The sequence below is a fragment of the Halorhodospira sp. 9622 genome (genome assembly GCF_022228025.1).
Classification (GTDB): domain Bacteria; phylum Pseudomonadota; class Gammaproteobacteria; order Nitrococcales; family Halorhodospiraceae; genus Halorhodospira; species Halorhodospira halophila_A.
The window spans coordinates 23,550-36,858 of sequence record NZ_JAJNRE010000005.1 but is presented as its reverse complement, the minus strand read 5'-3'; the positions used below and the strand labels follow the sequence as shown (position 1 = coordinate 36,858).

The following is a 13,309-nucleotide window of genomic DNA, read 5'->3' as shown; positions in this document are numbered from 1 at the left end:
GGAGCCTGGCGATGCGCTTATCCCGGCGCGACTTCCTGGAGCTGATGCTGGCCGCCGGCGCGGCCGGCGCGCTGGCCCGCCCCGGCAAGAGCCTGGCGGGCGGCAACGGCGCGGGCGACTGGCGGGCAATCCCGGAGAATTTCTACGACCTGCCGCGCAGGGGCAACGTCCACTTCCTCCACTTCTGCGACCTCCACGGTCAACTCAAGCCGGTCTATTTCCGCGAGCCCAACATCAATCTGGGCCTCCACGACTTCAAGGGCAAGCCACCGCTGCTCGTCGGCGAGGAGCTCCTCCGCCACTACGAACTCGATCGCTTCAGCCCCGAGGCCCACGCCTTCACCCACCTCGACTTCCAGGCGGCGGCCGAGTATTACGGTCGTGTCGGCGGCGCCGCCCACCTGGCCACGGCGGTGAAGCGGGCCCGCACCGAACGCCCCGACGCCCTGCTACTCGACTCCGGAGACACCTGGCACGGATCAGGCCCGGCCCTGTGGACCGAAGGCCGCGCCATGGTGGATTTCCAGAAGCAGCTCGGGGTCGACGCCTGCACCGGGCACTGGGAGTTCATCTACGGCGACGAGCGCGTCCAGGAGCTGGTCGCCGACCTCGACGACGCCGGGGTGCGCTTCCTCGCGCAGAACGTGCTTGACCGCGACTGGCTCGACCCGATCTTCGACGCCTACACCCTGCACGAACAGAACGGCGTCCCCGTGGCGGTGGTCGGCCAGGCCTTCCCCTTCACCCCCATCGCCAACCCCGGGTATATGTTCCCGCAGTGGGAGATGGGTCACCGGCTCGACCGCCTTCAGGAGCAGGTGAACAAGGCACGCGAAGACGGCGCGCAAGTGGTGGTTCTGCTCTCCCACGCCGGCATGCTCACCGACATGGCCTACGCGCGGCAGCTGCGCGGGGTCGACGCCATCCTCGGCGGCCACACCCACGACCCGGTCCCCTACCCCGAGCGGGTCGAAGACCCCGACGGCGAACCGACGCTCGTCGTGAACAGCGGCTCCAACGGCAAGTACCTCTCCGTGCTGGACTTCGAGGTCCGCGACGGACGCATTCGCGACTTCCATTACCGCAACCTGCCGATCTTCTCCAACGCCCTCGACCCGGACCCGGAGATGCAGTCGCTGGTCGACGACATCCATGCCCCGTACGAGGAGAAGCTCTCCGAGGTGGTCGGCGAGGTCGATGGGGTGCTGTACCGGCGCGGCAACTTCAACGGCACTTTTGATGAGGTGCTCGCCCGGGCCCTGATCGAAGGACGCGACGCCGAGGTCGCCTTCACCCCGGGGTTCCGCTGGGGACCGAGCGTCCTGCCCGGCAAGGTCACCTTCGAGGACTGCATGAACCAGACCTGCAGCACCTACTCGGAGACCACCCGCAACGAGATGACCGGCGAGGCGATCAAACACGTCCTCGAGGACGTCGCCAATTCCATCTTCAACAAAAATCCGATGCTCCATCGCGGTGGCGACATGGTCCGCAGCGCCGGGCTGCGCTACGCCATCGATCCGACCCGGGAGATGGGCGATCGCATCAGCGACCTGGAGATCAACGGCGAGCCCATGGACCCCAAGCGCAAGTACGTCGTGGCCGGCTGGGCCGACGTCAACGAGCCCCAGGACGGACCGCAAGCCTGGGATGTGCTGGCGGACTACTTCCGCAACCACAACGCGCTGCGGGTCGAGGAGCCCTACGTGCCGAAGCTCAAGGGGGTCAGCGATGACAACCCGGGTCTCGCGCTCTAACACGTTGCCCGCCGGCGGGCTGGTGGCTGGGGCGATGCTCCTGTCACCGGCCCTCGCCGATGAGCTGTTCGTTCCGGAGGCCGAGCCGGTGACCGACGGGATCCACGCGATCATCGGCCCGACGGATGCCCGCACCTACGAGAACCACGGCATGAACGCCAACTACGGCATCGTCGAGACCGACGAGGGCGTCCTGCTCATCGACTCGGGGCCCACCGCCTTCAGCGCGGAGCTGATCGAGGAGGCGGTGGCCAAGGTGACCGACGCACCGATCCGCTGGGTTCTAAACATCGGGGTCCAGGACCACCGCTGGCTGGGCAATGACTATTTCCAGCGCGAGCACGACGCCGAGGTCATCGCCTTCGAAGAGACAGTGACCCAGCAGGAGGCATTCGCCGACGACCACCTCGAGGGGCGCCTCAGGGAGGCCGTCGGGGACCGGCTCGAGGGGACCGAACCGGCCTTCGCCGAGCGCCGCCTGGAGGGCGAGGAGGCGACCCTGGAACTCGGCGGGGTGACCATCGAGATGCAGCGCACCGATGCCCACTTCCCCGGCGACGCCATGGTCCACCTGCCCGATGCGGACGTGGTGTTCACCGGCGATCTGGTCTACGTCGATCGCATGCTCGGCGTACACCCGTGGTCGAGTGTGAAGAACGGCTATGAGGCCTATCAGGAGCTCTCGGAACTGGACCCCGGAACAGTCGTCCCCGGCCACGGGCGGATTAGCGATATGGAGCGGGTCGAACAGGACACCGGCGCCTACTACGAATTCCTCGTCCACGAGGTCGGCGCCGCCGCGGAAGAGCTCGAGCCTCTCGACGAGGTGGTGGACCGGCACCGCGAAGAGCCGGCCTTCAAGCACCTGGAGCACTTCGACGGCTGGCATACCACCAACATCAATCGCGCCTACCTGGAGTTCGAGTGGTAGGACGCAGCAACCGAGTCGAGCAACCGGCCCAACGGGCCGCAACGGGAGGAATCCACCATGGATAAGCAACAAGTCGACACCCAACGCCGCAAGCTTCTCACTGGCGCCCTGGGCCTCGGCGGCGTAGGAACCGCTGTGGGCCTGGGCATGCTGGCCCCGTCCCAGGCCCTGGCCTCCTGGCGGGAGGAGTCGATCATGGCCACCAGCCTCGAGGACGGCCTCAACGCGGTACTCGGCGCCGCGGATTACGAGGAGAGCGACGAGATCCGCATCGACGCCCCGGAGGTAGCTGAGAACGGCGAGACGGTACCGATCACCATCGATACCTCGCTGCCGGACGTCGAGAGCATCACAGTCTACGTGCCGGAGAACAACGCGCCGGTCTCGGCGGTCTTCGAGCTCGGCGGCAAGACCAAGCCCAAGGTCTCGCAGCGGATCCAGATGGCCGACACCTCGGACGTCGTGGCGATCGCCAAGAGCAACGGCAAGCTCTACGGCACGAGCCGCCGCGTGCGGGTCACCATCGGCGGCTGCGGCGGCTGAGCTGCCGACCGGCGGCGTTCACGTCACACCCGCGAAAGATCACAAGGGAGCCAACCATGTCTTCGATTCGAGCACGCGCAACCCTGGTCGACGGAATGGCGGAGGTCCGCGCCCTGATCAGCCACCCGATGGACGCCCCCGACGAGGAGACGGGCGATGAGGGCCACTTCATCCAGGAGGTGATCGCCGAGATCAACGACGAGAAGGTCCTCCACGCCCACTGGGGGCCGAGCATCTCGCCCAACCCACTGATCGAGTTCGAGACCGAGGCCGAGGCCGGCGACACCCTCAAGATCCGCTACACAGACAACCGCGGCGAGGGTGACAGCCACGAGATGGAGCTGACCTGAAGCCGGACGCGGGGCGCGGAGGGCGTCGGTCGCGACGCCCCCCGCCCACGCGCCGGTTACCTGCCTTACTGAATCTTGATGTAGGAGAAACCGCGGCGCTGGAGCTCCTCGAGCCGGGTGGCGCCATAGTCGATCAGCTCGGCCTCCACCGCCAGGTCCTCCGCCGCCAGGCCCGCCTCATCCATGGAGCTGGCGCAGACCTCCAGCTGCACGTCGTAGGTATCGGCCAGCGAACGCAGCCGCTCGAGCAGCTCATCGCGTTCGGCCCGCTCGGCGTCATCGACCTCATAGGCGGTATCCGCCAGCCGGTCCTCGGTGACGTACTGCAGGCCGAACCCGTGCAGGACAATCCGCACATCGTAGTCGAGCAGCTGCCCCTCGTAGTGGCTGGCGGCGTTGTTGGCGTTGAAGATGGTGGAACTGACCCGTTGCGGCTCCTCCATATCCACGTGGAAGACCAACCGGGGCTCGGGGAATTCCTCCGCGGAGACCCCGCCCAGCGAGAACCCGAGTGCCACCAGGCCGGCGGCCAACACCCCCTGGCGGCCCCGTGAACGGCTCTGTACGGTCATGGTGATCCCTCCTGCGGGCCGACCGACCCACCTACTGCGCTTCCTGCTCGAGCAGATCGGCAAGGTCCTCGGGCGTCAGGCGGAAGGAGAGCTCGCCCCCCGGGGTGGCCATGGTCGGTGTGCCGGGCACACCGATCTGCTGCGCCGTTTCCTGATGGCGATCCACCGGCGAGGCGTCGCAGGCCTCGGCCTCCGGCTGTTCACCGGATTTGGCCGACTCCAGCGCCTGGTGCCGATCCTCGCTACACCAGACCCGGTCCATCAGCTCCCGCGAGGCATCTGAGAGGGCGAAGGCGGCGTAGCGCACGCGGATACCCTGCTCCAGGTAATCATCCAGGTCAGCGTGGAGGTCCTGGCAGTGCGGGCAGGTCACGTCGGTGAAGACCGTGACGCTGTGCTGCGCCTCCCCCGCTTCGGGCTCGAAGATGATCAGATCCTCCTCCGGCATGGCCTCGAGGGTCTCGGCGATCTCCTCCGGCATGGCACCGGAGGCGGCCATCGCCGCGCCCATACACCCCCCCAGCACCAGCCCCCGGACGGCGCCGCGGCCGGTCCGGGGGAACGGTTCCCAGGTTCTGGTCGGCTCCCTGCGCATGGCGTCCTCCCTCGCTAACCGAAGATGTCTCGGGTGATCGAGGCGTACCAGCCAGGGGCGTAGTCGGCCTCGCGCTTGCGGAACTCCCGCGAGGCGCCCTCGGGACTCAGGCCACCGGCCCCCTCCACCGAGCGCATCGCACCGTCCCGGTACTCGTAGACCGCTGCGACGGTTACACCCCAGTCCGGCGCGGCCAGGCTGTAGCAGGTATTCACCGTGGGGAAGCTGGGCACCTCGTGGCCGCGCAACTCACTGACGATGCTCGCCGCCACCAGCTTGGCCTGGTTGTTGGCGGCGTGGCCCGACTTGGGCATGTCGCCGGCGACGGCGGCGTCCCCGACCACGTAGACGTCGTCGTGACGGGTCGAGCGGAAGGTACGCTGGTCCACCGGGCACCAGCCGTCGTCGTCGGTCAGCCCGGCCCGCTCGGCGATGGCGCCAGCCTTCTGCGGCGGGATCACGTTGAGCACGTCGGCGCGGTGCTCGGCACCACCGCCATCGGTGAAGACCTTGCGATCACGCACCGAAATCCGGTCCGGCTTGCCGCCGTCCGCGGCCGGCACCCACTCGATCATATCGCCGTAGAGTTCCTCCCACGCCTCCTCGAACAGCCCCTGTTTGGAGAAGCTGTCCTTCGGATCCAGGGCGAGGACCTTGGCCCGCGGCTTGTGCTGCTTGAGGTAGTGGGCGATCAGACTCATGCGCTCATACGGCCCCGGGGGGCAGCGATACGGCCCGTCCGGCGGACAGATGACCACGGTACCGCCGTCGTCCATGGCCTCGATCTGGCCGCGGAGGATGGAGTACTGCGCCCCGCCCCACCAGGCGTGGGGGACAGCAATGGTGTCGTCGCCGTCCATCCCCTCGACCCGGTCCCAGTCGAAGGCGATGCCCGGCGCCACCACCAGCCGGTCGTAGGCGATGGAGCCGTTCTCGGCGGTCTCCACCCGGTGACCATCCAGGTCAATGTCCCGGGCCCGATCGTGGATAACCTGGATGCCGTACTCGTCGCGCAGGGTGTGGTAGCCGTGGCGAAGGGTACGCAGCTCGCGGAAGCCACCCAGATACCAGTTGCCGGCGTAGCAGGTGTAGTAGCTCTCGTTGGGTTCGATGAGGGTCACCTCCAGCTCCGGCGCGTGGTGCTTGAGGTAGCGCGCGGCGGTGGCACCGCCCGAGCCGCCGCCGACCACCACCACACGGCCCTCGACCCGGCCATTGACTTCCGGTTCTCTGGGGGCGCAGCCGGCCAGACCCAGTCCGGCACCTGCGGTCCCGAGACCCGCGAGGCGGATGAAATCCCTTCGCGTAAGACGTTTGCTCATGCCTGCCCTTCCCTTATTGATCCATCTCGGCGATGTAGGCAGCCGCCGCGCGCAGCTGCTCATCGGTGTAGCCGGTGGCGTGCCGGTCCATGACCGTGGGGTCGCCCCGTCCCTCGCGGAACTCCTTCATCACCTCGACCAGGGCCTCCTCGTCCCAGCCGGCCAGTGGCGGCATGCTCTCCGCACCCTGTCCGCCGGGGCCGTGGCAGGCCAGGCAGCTGTTGGCGATCATCTCGCCCTCGGAGATCGCACCGTCACCGGCCGCTGCCGTGCTCCCCCCGAGCACCAGCCCCAGGGTGACGGCACCGCCGAGCAGTGCCCTGCGCGCTAATTGCTGCATGGATCCCCTCCTCCTTCTCTCATGGTCGGGGGCGGCCACGGCCGCCCCGCTCAGAACGTGGCGCCGAAATCGTACCGGGCGCCAATGGCGTAAGTGGTCAGATAGTCGTCCCCGTCATCATTTATTGCACCGATCATGTCGTCGAAAGACTGGTGCTGCACACCGGCGTAGACACGGAAATCCGCGTGGGGCCGGTGGACCAGCGCGCCGGTGACCGAGGTCACGTCCTCGTCGTCGCCATCGGCATCGGCGTGCCCGAAAGCCACCACCCAGGTGTTGCGGCCCTGTTCATAGGTCCCGATAAGAGCGTGGTGGTCGACCGAATCGGTGAACAATGCGTCGTCACCATCCCCATCCACCCGGTTCGAAGCGTCATCGACCAAATTGTCGATCCGCCCGGTACCGGCCGGGCCGCGGATGATCTCCACCGACTCGTACTGGTAGGCTAGCGAGAAGTCGTCTGGCGACCAGCGCGCCCCCACCTTCCAGTTGGTGTCGCCGTCGTCGACGTCGTCCACGTCGGTGAACGGCTCGTCGAGGTGCATCACCGCGGCGATGAACTGCCAGTCGGGCAGGCCGGTGTAGTCGGCCCCGAGGATGACATCGCCCTGCCGCATTGCCGGATCCGCGTCTCCGTCGTCTGTACGATCCTGGTTGTCGTCCTCCGTCCCGATCTGCGCGTGCAGCTGCCAGCCAGCCAACTCCGGGCTGACGTACTGCACGGCGCGGTCCACGAAATCATTGTGGCCGAACGATCCCCCGGACATGCCCCCGGTCCGCCGCTGCTGCAACTCGGTGGTCACCAGCGGATCCCAGCGGACGCCACCGAGGGTCTTGTAGGCGGCGTGGACCGTACCCACCACCACCTCGCCGTAGGGGCCGTCCACCCCCACGTAGCTGATCCGGCGGCTGAGATTGTCCTCGCCCAGATGGGGCCCGACGGCCCACTCCAGCTGCCCGATGGCCGCCCAATCACCGTCCAGGAGCTGTCGGCCGGCAACCCCGAGGCGGGTCCGCCCCTGATCGGTGAATTGGGTGACATCCGAGGCGTCCTCGTAGGAGAAGTGGTTCAGCCCCGCATGGACCTGCCCGTAGAGATCGACCTCAGCGGACCCGGACTGCGCCACCCACGGGATGCCGCCCAGGCTAAACGCGCCTGCCAGTACCGCCGCCGTTGTTGTTCTTTTCATGGTGCCTGCCTCCGGTGCCTGATGGGGTTCCGGGCCGGAGACCGCGCCGCGTCCGCAGGGGACCTTCGCCGTCTCGCCAGCCCGCTCGCGCACCGGCCAGCCTGTTGCAACGCCCGAGAGCCAACAACTGCCCAGTTGGGCAGCCCGGCCTGCCCGATGGGGATAGGGCTTTGAACAACAGCTCACCCTAAAAAGGGTATTCGCACGCTCCCCCCCGCCCGCTAGCCTGCCAACACAGGCTACCCAGCCCACGATGTGACCAGAAATGGCCAATCGGACAATCCATATTCCGGGTTTCAAGGAGGGGGTCCCATGACAGCGCGCAGCCCTACACGCTCGGCACGAATCGCAGCAACCCTCGGCCTCTGTACCGGCGCGGCGGCCATCGGTCTCCTGGCGACACAGGGCGCCGGCGCCGGAGAGCAGGAGCGGAACATCGAGCCGCGCCCGGCCCCCGACGGCATGGATCACCACACCAGCGAGACCTGGGAATCCCTTGCCACGGAGCCCTCCCAGGGCCGGATCGTGGAGGAGGACGGCGAGACGCGACAGATCCGCTACGAGTTCGGCGGTTTCCCGGGCGAGGAGAACGAAGACTTCGGCGACTGGCCGACCCACTCCTACGCCGACGAGACCGAATACCCGGAGCCGCAGGAGGCGGACATCCCCGACGACCTCGAGGGTGATCCCGAGCGCGGCCGCGAGCTCTTCGCCAAGGGCGAGCTTGGCCCCTGTTCCTCTTGCCACTTGGTTCCCGAGGCGGGGATCGATTCGCCAGGCAATGTGGGCACCGACCTGCGCACCGTCGGCGAGTGGGCCCCGGACAAGGAGTGGCTCTACCAGGTGGTCTACGACCCCCGGGTGTTCTACGGCGAGGACAGCCCCATGCCCCCGTTCGGCCTGAGCGGTATGTGGTCCGAAGAGCAGATCGTCGACGTGGTCGCCTACCTGATGACCCTCGAGGGCGACGAGGACGGCGAGCCGATCACCCCGGAGGGGGTGGATCGGCACTGGGACCCGAACACCCGCCCCGCGCTGCAACCCGCGGGCGAACACTTGGATCCGTTCGACAATCCGGCGCTGATGCATGCCGAGCAGATCGCCGTCCCGCTCTGGGACGAGCCAGGCCCCAACGGCGAGTCCTGCGCCAGCTGCCACGGCGAGCTGGAGCCCGCCGATGAGTTGCGCCCGGTCGGCGTCATCGAGGACCTGGAGGGCGTGGCCGCCGAGTACCCGAAGTGGTTCGACGAGTACGACCGGATGATGTCCATCGAGGACTTTCTGGCGGTGCACGCCAAGGAGGAGCAGGACATGGAGCTGCCCACGCAATCGGACGAGAACCTCTACATGTCGCTGCTGGTGCACAGCCAGTCCAACGGCATGGCTTACGACCTGGATGACGACGACCCCAACGTCCAGGCGGCCATTGAACGGGGCGAGGCACTGTTCCACCGTCCGGTCGGGGAACGGGCCCACGCCTGCGCCAACTGCCACACCGACCGCGGCGGTGGGGATAAGTGGCTCAGCGGCCGTATCCTCGCCAATATCGAGGCCGAAGATACGGCGATGAGCAACCACCCCTACTGGCGCACGGCGCAGAGCCGGGTGTGGGATCTGCGCACCCGCTTCCAGTGGTGCATGACCCCGCTGGGCACCAACTACCTGCCGGGGGATGCGCCGGAGTACGCGGACCTGGAGACCTACCTTATCTCCGAGCAACAGGGCGAGGAGGTGCTGGTCCCGCGCTACGCTCACTGACCGGCGCCCGCGGCCCCGGCAGCCCGCCACGGCCGCGGCCCGGAGTCTCGGGCCGCGGCCGCTCCATGGACGAACCCGCGCGGGCCGAACCCGCCCGGACCAGGGCCCTTTAGGCCCCGGCCGGCTCATCCGCACCCACCCCGAGATTGCCCAACAGCCCACCGATGACCGGGCGCAAATCGGCGACCATCTCGGGCCCTTCGACCTCGGTCAGCCGCCCGTGCAACCACAGATCCCGCGGCCGGTCGCTGGCATCGCAGCCGCGCTGACCCAGCAGGTTGTAGGCCGGGAACCCCGGATCCTCACCGGCATAGGTGATGCGTGCATACTCGTTGAGGCGCTCGCCGGCGCGGGCCAGGAACGCCCGCCCCGCATCGGTGTCGCTGCCGTTGTCGCGGATGCCGTCGGCCAAGCGCTTCACCATGGCCTCGACCAGCCGGCGGCGCGACTCGTCGGCCAGCCCCCGCAGCCAGGCCAGCCGGTCGGTGTACTGCACGGCGAAGAGCAGCAGCTCCTCCACCAGGGCCAGATGCCCCCCGGTGCGATCGGTGATCGGGCCGTCCTCGGAGAGGGTGCGCACCGCCGCGGTGGCGGCACGCCAGGCACGGATCGACGCCGCGGCGCCAACCTCCTCGGGCTGCTGCTCGTCGCGGGGGCGGAACCAGTGGGTCTTGGTACGCATGATCAGATCACTGCCTTGTGGGGAATGAACAGCCCGCAGCCCCAACAGCGGCCGCGACCCAGCCCCCGGGCCTGAAGCCTGCGCCCGGCCTGGGGGCCCATGCCGTCGACCAGCAGACTGCGTGTGGCCACGGGCCCATCCGCGGTCACCAAGGTCTCCTGGCGACCGCAGAGCAGGCGCTTGGGGTGGACACCCATGCCTGCGAGCTCCTCGCGCGCCGCCGCCAGCAGTGCAGTCTCCTCCACTGCGCCGCGCTGTGGCCCCAGAACCCGATGGGCGTAGACGGTGGCCGCGGCGGGGATCTCAAAGCTCTGGGCCTGCCCCAGCGCAAGGACCTCGCCGGCGACATCCAGCGTCGCCCCGGTCAGCCCGGCCACGGCCCCGGCGTGCTCGCGGGGCACGCGCAGCACCAGGCGGCTGCGCCGCGGCAAGAGGATCGGTTGATCCGGCGTGCGCCACCAACCGTGGCCACTGGCCGGCAGGTGGGTGATGCGCACCCCCACCTCGTCGGGATCGAGCTGCGGCACCAGGCGCGGGGCCAGGGCCTCCGCCAGGGGCGCGGCGTAGGCCTCGGGCAGTGCGCGACCGCTCAGCGCGAAGGCCACGTCCACCGCCTCAGCGGTCTCCTGTGCCTGCTCCTGCTCGGTTTCCCAGTACACCGCGGCCTCCACACCGTTCGGGCTGACCCGAGTACAACCGCGCACCGAGCAGCGCTCTATATCCCGAAAGGGATACGCCGTATTCCTATTCAGCTCCTTGAATGGATATTCCCTCGCCCCGGCCCTCTGGCTAGCTTGGTCACCAACCGAGACCGGGCCGCCTCCCGCGGCCCTGAGATCCGTCAGCCGCAGGCGAGGTGAGGATCAGCGCCATGACCGACAAGACGTACAACACCCCGAAACTCGACGAGCTGGAGACCGGCCCGTGGCCGAGTTTCGTCACCGGGCTCAAGCGCCTGGCCGAGGACAAGCCCATGATCGCCGGCGTGCTCGGGCAGCTGGAGCACTCCTACACCGACCGCAAGGGGTACTGGAAGGGCGGCACCATCGGCGTCTATGGGTACGGCGGCGGCATCATTCCCCGCTTCACCGAGCTCAAGGACGACGACGGCAACCCGATCTACCCGGAGGCCCAGGAGTTCCACACCATGCGCTTCATCCCGCCGGCCGGGATGCACTACTCCACGGAACTGCTGCGCGACATCTGCGACATCTGGGAGAAGCACGGTTCGGGGCTGATCGCCCTGCACGGACAGACCGGCGACATCATGCTCCAGGGCATCACCGCGGACAACGTCCAGGCCTGCTTCGATGAGCTCAACGCCTACGGCCTCGATCTCGGCGGCGCCGGGCCGGCGGTGCGCACCGGCATGTCCTGCGTCGGCGCCGCCCGCTGCGAGCACTCGTGCTGCAACGAGCAGAAGATCCACCGCCTACTCGTCAACAACTTCCTCGACGACATGCACCGGCCCAGCCTGCCGTACAAGTTCAAGTTCAAGGTCTCGGGCTGCGCCAACGACTGCATGAACAGCATCGAGCGCTCGGACTTCGCGGTCATCGGCACCTGGCGCGACGACATCCAGGTGGATCAGGCCGAAGTCCAGGCCTTTGTCGAGACCAAGGGCCGCAAGCACACCATCGACAACGTGGTCAGCCGCTGCCCTTCCGGCTCCCTGAGCCTGAACGACGACAACACCCTGGAGATCGACAACGCCAGCTGCGTGCGCTGCATGCACTGCATCAACGTCATGACGCGGGCCCTGGCGCCGGGACAGGACCGGGGCGTCACCATCCTCGTCGGGGGCAAGCGCACCCTGCGCATCGGCGACCTCTTCGGCACGGTAGTGGTGCCCTTCCTGCCCCTGCGCAGCGACGCCGACTACCAGCGCATCCTCGAGATCGCCCAGGAGATCGTCGACTTCTTCGCCGAGAACGCCCTCGAGCACGAGCGGGTCGGCGAGATGATCGAGCGCATCGGCTTGGTCAACTTCCTCGAGGCGGTGGGCCTGGAGGTCGACCCGAACATGATCCACGAGCCGCGCTCGATCTCCTACGTCCGCACCGACGACTGGGACGAAGAGGCCGAGAAGTGGTACCGGCGCCAGCACATGCAGTCCGAGCAAGCCTCGTGAGGCACGCGTCAACGCCCCGGGCGCTCAGCAGCGGAGGAAGAGCGAATCATGGCTGAAGCAAGCACCACCAACCAACCGCGGTCCCCCGTCGAGAGCGGGACCCCGGATCCGTTCCCGCACATGCACGCCACGCTGCGCCGCAACTTCGGGCTGTGGCGCCACCACGACCGGCCGCAGCCGGGCGTGCTCCACCACGTCTCGGAGACCGGCGAGGAGGTCTGGACGGTGCGCGCCGGCACCCAGCGGCAGATGGACCTGGCCACGGTGCGTAAGCTCTGCGACATCGCCGACGAATACGCCGACGGCTACCTGCGCTTCACCATCCGCTCCAACGCCGAGATCACCGTCGACCGCGAAGAGAAGGTCCAGCCGCTGATCGACGCCCTACGCGGCGCCGGTTTCCCGGTGGGCGGCACCGGCCCGTCGGTGACCATGATCTCGCACACCCAGGGCTGGCTGCACTGCGACATCCCGGCCACGGACGCCTCCGGGGTGGTCAAGGCGCTCATGGACGAGCTCCACCAGGAGTTCGTCCGCGAGGAGATGCCCAACCGCGTGCACATCACCACCTCGTGCTGCCAGATCAACTGCGGCGGCCAGGGCGATATCGCCATCAACATCCAGCACACCAAGCCGCCGAAGATCCAGCACGACCTGGTCGGACAGGTCTGCGAGCGCCCCTCGGTGGTGGCCCGCTGCCCGGTGGCCGCCATCCGCCCGGCGGTGGTCGACGGCAAACCCTCGCTGGAGGTGGACGAGAGCAAGTGCGTCGCCTGCGGCGCCTGCTACCCGCCCTGCCCGCCGATGCAGATCAACGACCCGGAGCACTCGCGCCTGGCTATCTGGGTGGGCGGCAACCACTCCAACGCCCGCGGCGTGCCGACGTTCCACAAGCTGGTGGTGGCCGGCCTGCCCAACAACCCGCCGCGCTGGCCCGAGGTCGCCGAGCACGTGAAGAAGATCCTCTACACCTACCGCGACAACGCTCGGGACTACGAACGCGTCGGCGAGTGGATCGAGCGCATTGGCTGGAAGCGCTTCTTCGAGCTCACCGGCCTGCCCTTCACCAAGCACCACATCGAGAACTGGCAGGGCTCGCGGCACAAGCTCAACGCCTCGGCCCATCTGCGCTTCTAGG

14 protein-coding genes are annotated in these 13,309 nt (G+C 68.1%); 7 read left to right on the top strand and 7 right to left on the bottom strand.

Annotation, left to right across the window (positions count from 1 at the left end; all coding sequences use genetic code 11):
- Window positions 1-11: 11 nt before the first annotated feature.
- The 4 genes from soxB to soxZ are packed head-to-tail and all read left to right on the top strand — an operon-like array spanning window position 12 to window position 3,581.
- On the top strand, window positions 12-1,757 hold the full coding sequence (gene soxB / locus LRG07_RS04175; RefSeq protein ID WP_238641854.1) for a thiosulfohydrolase SoxB: 1,746 nt from the start codon (window positions 12-14) through the stop codon (window positions 1,755-1,757).
- On the top strand, window positions 1,732-2,688 hold the full coding sequence (locus LRG07_RS04170; protein WP_238641853.1) for an MBL fold metallo-hydrolase: 957 nt from the start codon (window positions 1,732-1,734) through the stop codon (window positions 2,686-2,688). Before soxB ends, LRG07_RS04170 begins: the two co-directional genes overlap by 26 nt.
- A 57-nt stretch (window positions 2,689-2,745) precedes the next feature.
- Complete coding sequence (soxY, locus tag LRG07_RS04165) at window positions 2,746-3,231, top strand: thiosulfate oxidation carrier protein SoxY (protein ID WP_201242247.1); 486 nt, start codon at window positions 2,746-2,748, stop codon at window positions 3,229-3,231.
- A 56-nt stretch (window positions 3,232-3,287) separates the two neighbouring features.
- Entirely contained in the window at window positions 3,288-3,581 is a 294-nt protein-coding gene (soxZ, locus tag LRG07_RS04160; protein WP_238641852.1) for a thiosulfate oxidation carrier complex protein SoxZ, read from the top strand.
- A 65-nt stretch (window positions 3,582-3,646) separates the two neighbouring features.
- Here soxZ and LRG07_RS04155 read toward each other — a convergent pair whose 3' ends face one another.
- From LRG07_RS04155 to LRG07_RS04135, 5 genes are read right to left on the bottom strand one after another with little or no spacing between them, the layout of a single operon-like run.
- On the bottom strand, window positions 3,647-4,153 hold the full coding sequence (locus tag LRG07_RS04155; protein WP_201171913.1) for a DsrE family protein: 507 nt from the start codon (window positions 4,151-4,153) through the stop codon (window positions 3,647-3,649).
- 31 nt (window positions 4,154-4,184) lie between these two features.
- Window positions 4,185-4,748 (bottom strand): DsbC family protein, encoded by a 564-nt coding sequence (locus tag LRG07_RS04150; protein ID WP_201171916.1) that lies wholly within the window; start codon window positions 4,746-4,748, stop codon window positions 4,185-4,187.
- 14 nt (window positions 4,749-4,762) lie between these two features.
- A complete protein-coding gene (locus LRG07_RS04145) occupies window positions 4,763-6,070 on the bottom strand; it encodes an NAD(P)/FAD-dependent oxidoreductase (RefSeq protein ID WP_201171918.1) in 1,308 nt (435 codons plus the stop codon).
- A gap of 13 nt (window positions 6,071-6,083) precedes the next feature.
- Window positions 6,084-6,410: a c-type cytochrome gene (locus LRG07_RS04140; RefSeq protein ID WP_238641851.1), complete on the bottom strand. Its 327-nt coding sequence runs from the start codon at window positions 6,408-6,410 to the stop codon at window positions 6,084-6,086.
- 50 nt (window positions 6,411-6,460) lie between these two features.
- Window positions 6,461-7,600: a porin gene (locus LRG07_RS04135; RefSeq protein ID WP_238641850.1), complete on the bottom strand. Its 1,140-nt coding sequence runs from the start codon at window positions 7,598-7,600 to the stop codon at window positions 6,461-6,463.
- A gap of 312 nt (window positions 7,601-7,912) precedes the next feature.
- On the opposite strand from LRG07_RS04135, the gene soxA reads away from it, so the two are divergent.
- Complete coding sequence (gene soxA, locus LRG07_RS04130; RefSeq protein WP_238641849.1) at window positions 7,913-9,358, top strand: sulfur oxidation c-type cytochrome SoxA; 1,446 nt, start codon at window positions 7,913-7,915, stop codon at window positions 9,356-9,358.
- Window positions 9,359-9,467: 109 nt separating this feature from the next.
- On the opposite strand, the gene LRG07_RS04125 is transcribed toward soxA, so the two are convergent.
- Together LRG07_RS04125 and LRG07_RS04120 are read right to left on the bottom strand one after the other, a co-directional pair.
- Window positions 9,468-10,040, bottom strand: coding sequence for a hypothetical protein (locus LRG07_RS04125; RefSeq protein WP_238641848.1), 573 nt, complete (start codon window positions 10,038-10,040; stop codon window positions 9,468-9,470).
- Between the two features lie 2 nt (window positions 10,041-10,042).
- Window positions 10,043-10,699, bottom strand: coding sequence for a type I-MYXAN CRISPR-associated protein Cas6/Cmx6 (locus LRG07_RS04120; RefSeq protein WP_201242254.1), 657 nt, complete (start codon window positions 10,697-10,699; stop codon window positions 10,043-10,045).
- A 212-nt stretch (window positions 10,700-10,911) separates the two neighbouring features.
- Here LRG07_RS04120 and dsrA point away from each other — a divergent pair, with 212 nt between their 5' ends.
- Together dsrA and dsrB are read left to right on the top strand one after the other, a co-directional pair.
- Entirely contained in the window at window positions 10,912-12,171 is a 1,260-nt protein-coding gene (gene dsrA, locus LRG07_RS04115) for a dissimilatory-type sulfite reductase subunit alpha (RefSeq protein ID WP_238641847.1), read from the top strand.
- Window positions 12,172-12,219: 48 nt separating this feature from the next.
- On the top strand, window positions 12,220-13,308 hold the full coding sequence (gene dsrB, locus LRG07_RS04110; RefSeq protein ID WP_201171949.1) for a dissimilatory-type sulfite reductase subunit beta: 1,089 nt from the start codon (window positions 12,220-12,222) through the stop codon (window positions 13,306-13,308).
- Window position 13,309 lies beyond the last annotated feature (1 nt).

Coding starts and splice junctions, on each gene's coding strand:
- soxB (WP_238641854.1), top strand. CDS start 12: ATGCGCTTATCCCGGCGCGACTTCCTGGAGCTGATGCTGGCCGCCGGC.
- LRG07_RS04170 (WP_238641853.1), top strand. CDS start 1,732: ATGACAACCCGGGTCTCGCGCTCTAACACGTTGCCCGCCGGCGGGCTG.
- soxY (WP_201242247.1), top strand. CDS start 2,746: ATGGATAAGCAACAAGTCGACACCCAACGCCGCAAGCTTCTCACTGGC.
- soxZ (WP_238641852.1), top strand. CDS start 3,288: ATGTCTTCGATTCGAGCACGCGCAACCCTGGTCGACGGAATGGCGGAG.
- LRG07_RS04155 (WP_201171913.1), bottom strand. CDS start 4,153: ATGACCGTACAGAGCCGTTCACGGGGCCGCCAGGGGGTGTTGGCCGCC.
- LRG07_RS04150 (WP_201171916.1), bottom strand. CDS start 4,748: ATGCGCAGGGAGCCGACCAGAACCTGGGAACCGTTCCCCCGGACCGGC.
- LRG07_RS04145 (WP_201171918.1), bottom strand. CDS start 6,070: ATGAGCAAACGTCTTACGCGAAGGGATTTCATCCGCCTCGCGGGTCTC.
- LRG07_RS04140 (WP_238641851.1), bottom strand. CDS start 6,410: ATGCAGCAATTAGCGCGCAGGGCACTGCTCGGCGGTGCCGTCACCCTG.
- LRG07_RS04135 (WP_238641850.1), bottom strand. CDS start 7,600: ATGAAAAGAACAACAACGGCGGCGGTACTGGCAGGCGCGTTTAGCCTG.
- soxA (WP_238641849.1), top strand. CDS start 7,913: ATGACAGCGCGCAGCCCTACACGCTCGGCACGAATCGCAGCAACCCTC.
- LRG07_RS04125 (WP_238641848.1), bottom strand. CDS start 10,040: ATGCGTACCAAGACCCACTGGTTCCGCCCCCGCGACGAGCAGCAGCCC.
- dsrA (WP_238641847.1), top strand. CDS start 10,912: ATGACCGACAAGACGTACAACACCCCGAAACTCGACGAGCTGGAGACC.
- dsrB (WP_201171949.1), top strand. CDS start 12,220: ATGGCTGAAGCAAGCACCACCAACCAACCGCGGTCCCCCGTCGAGAGC.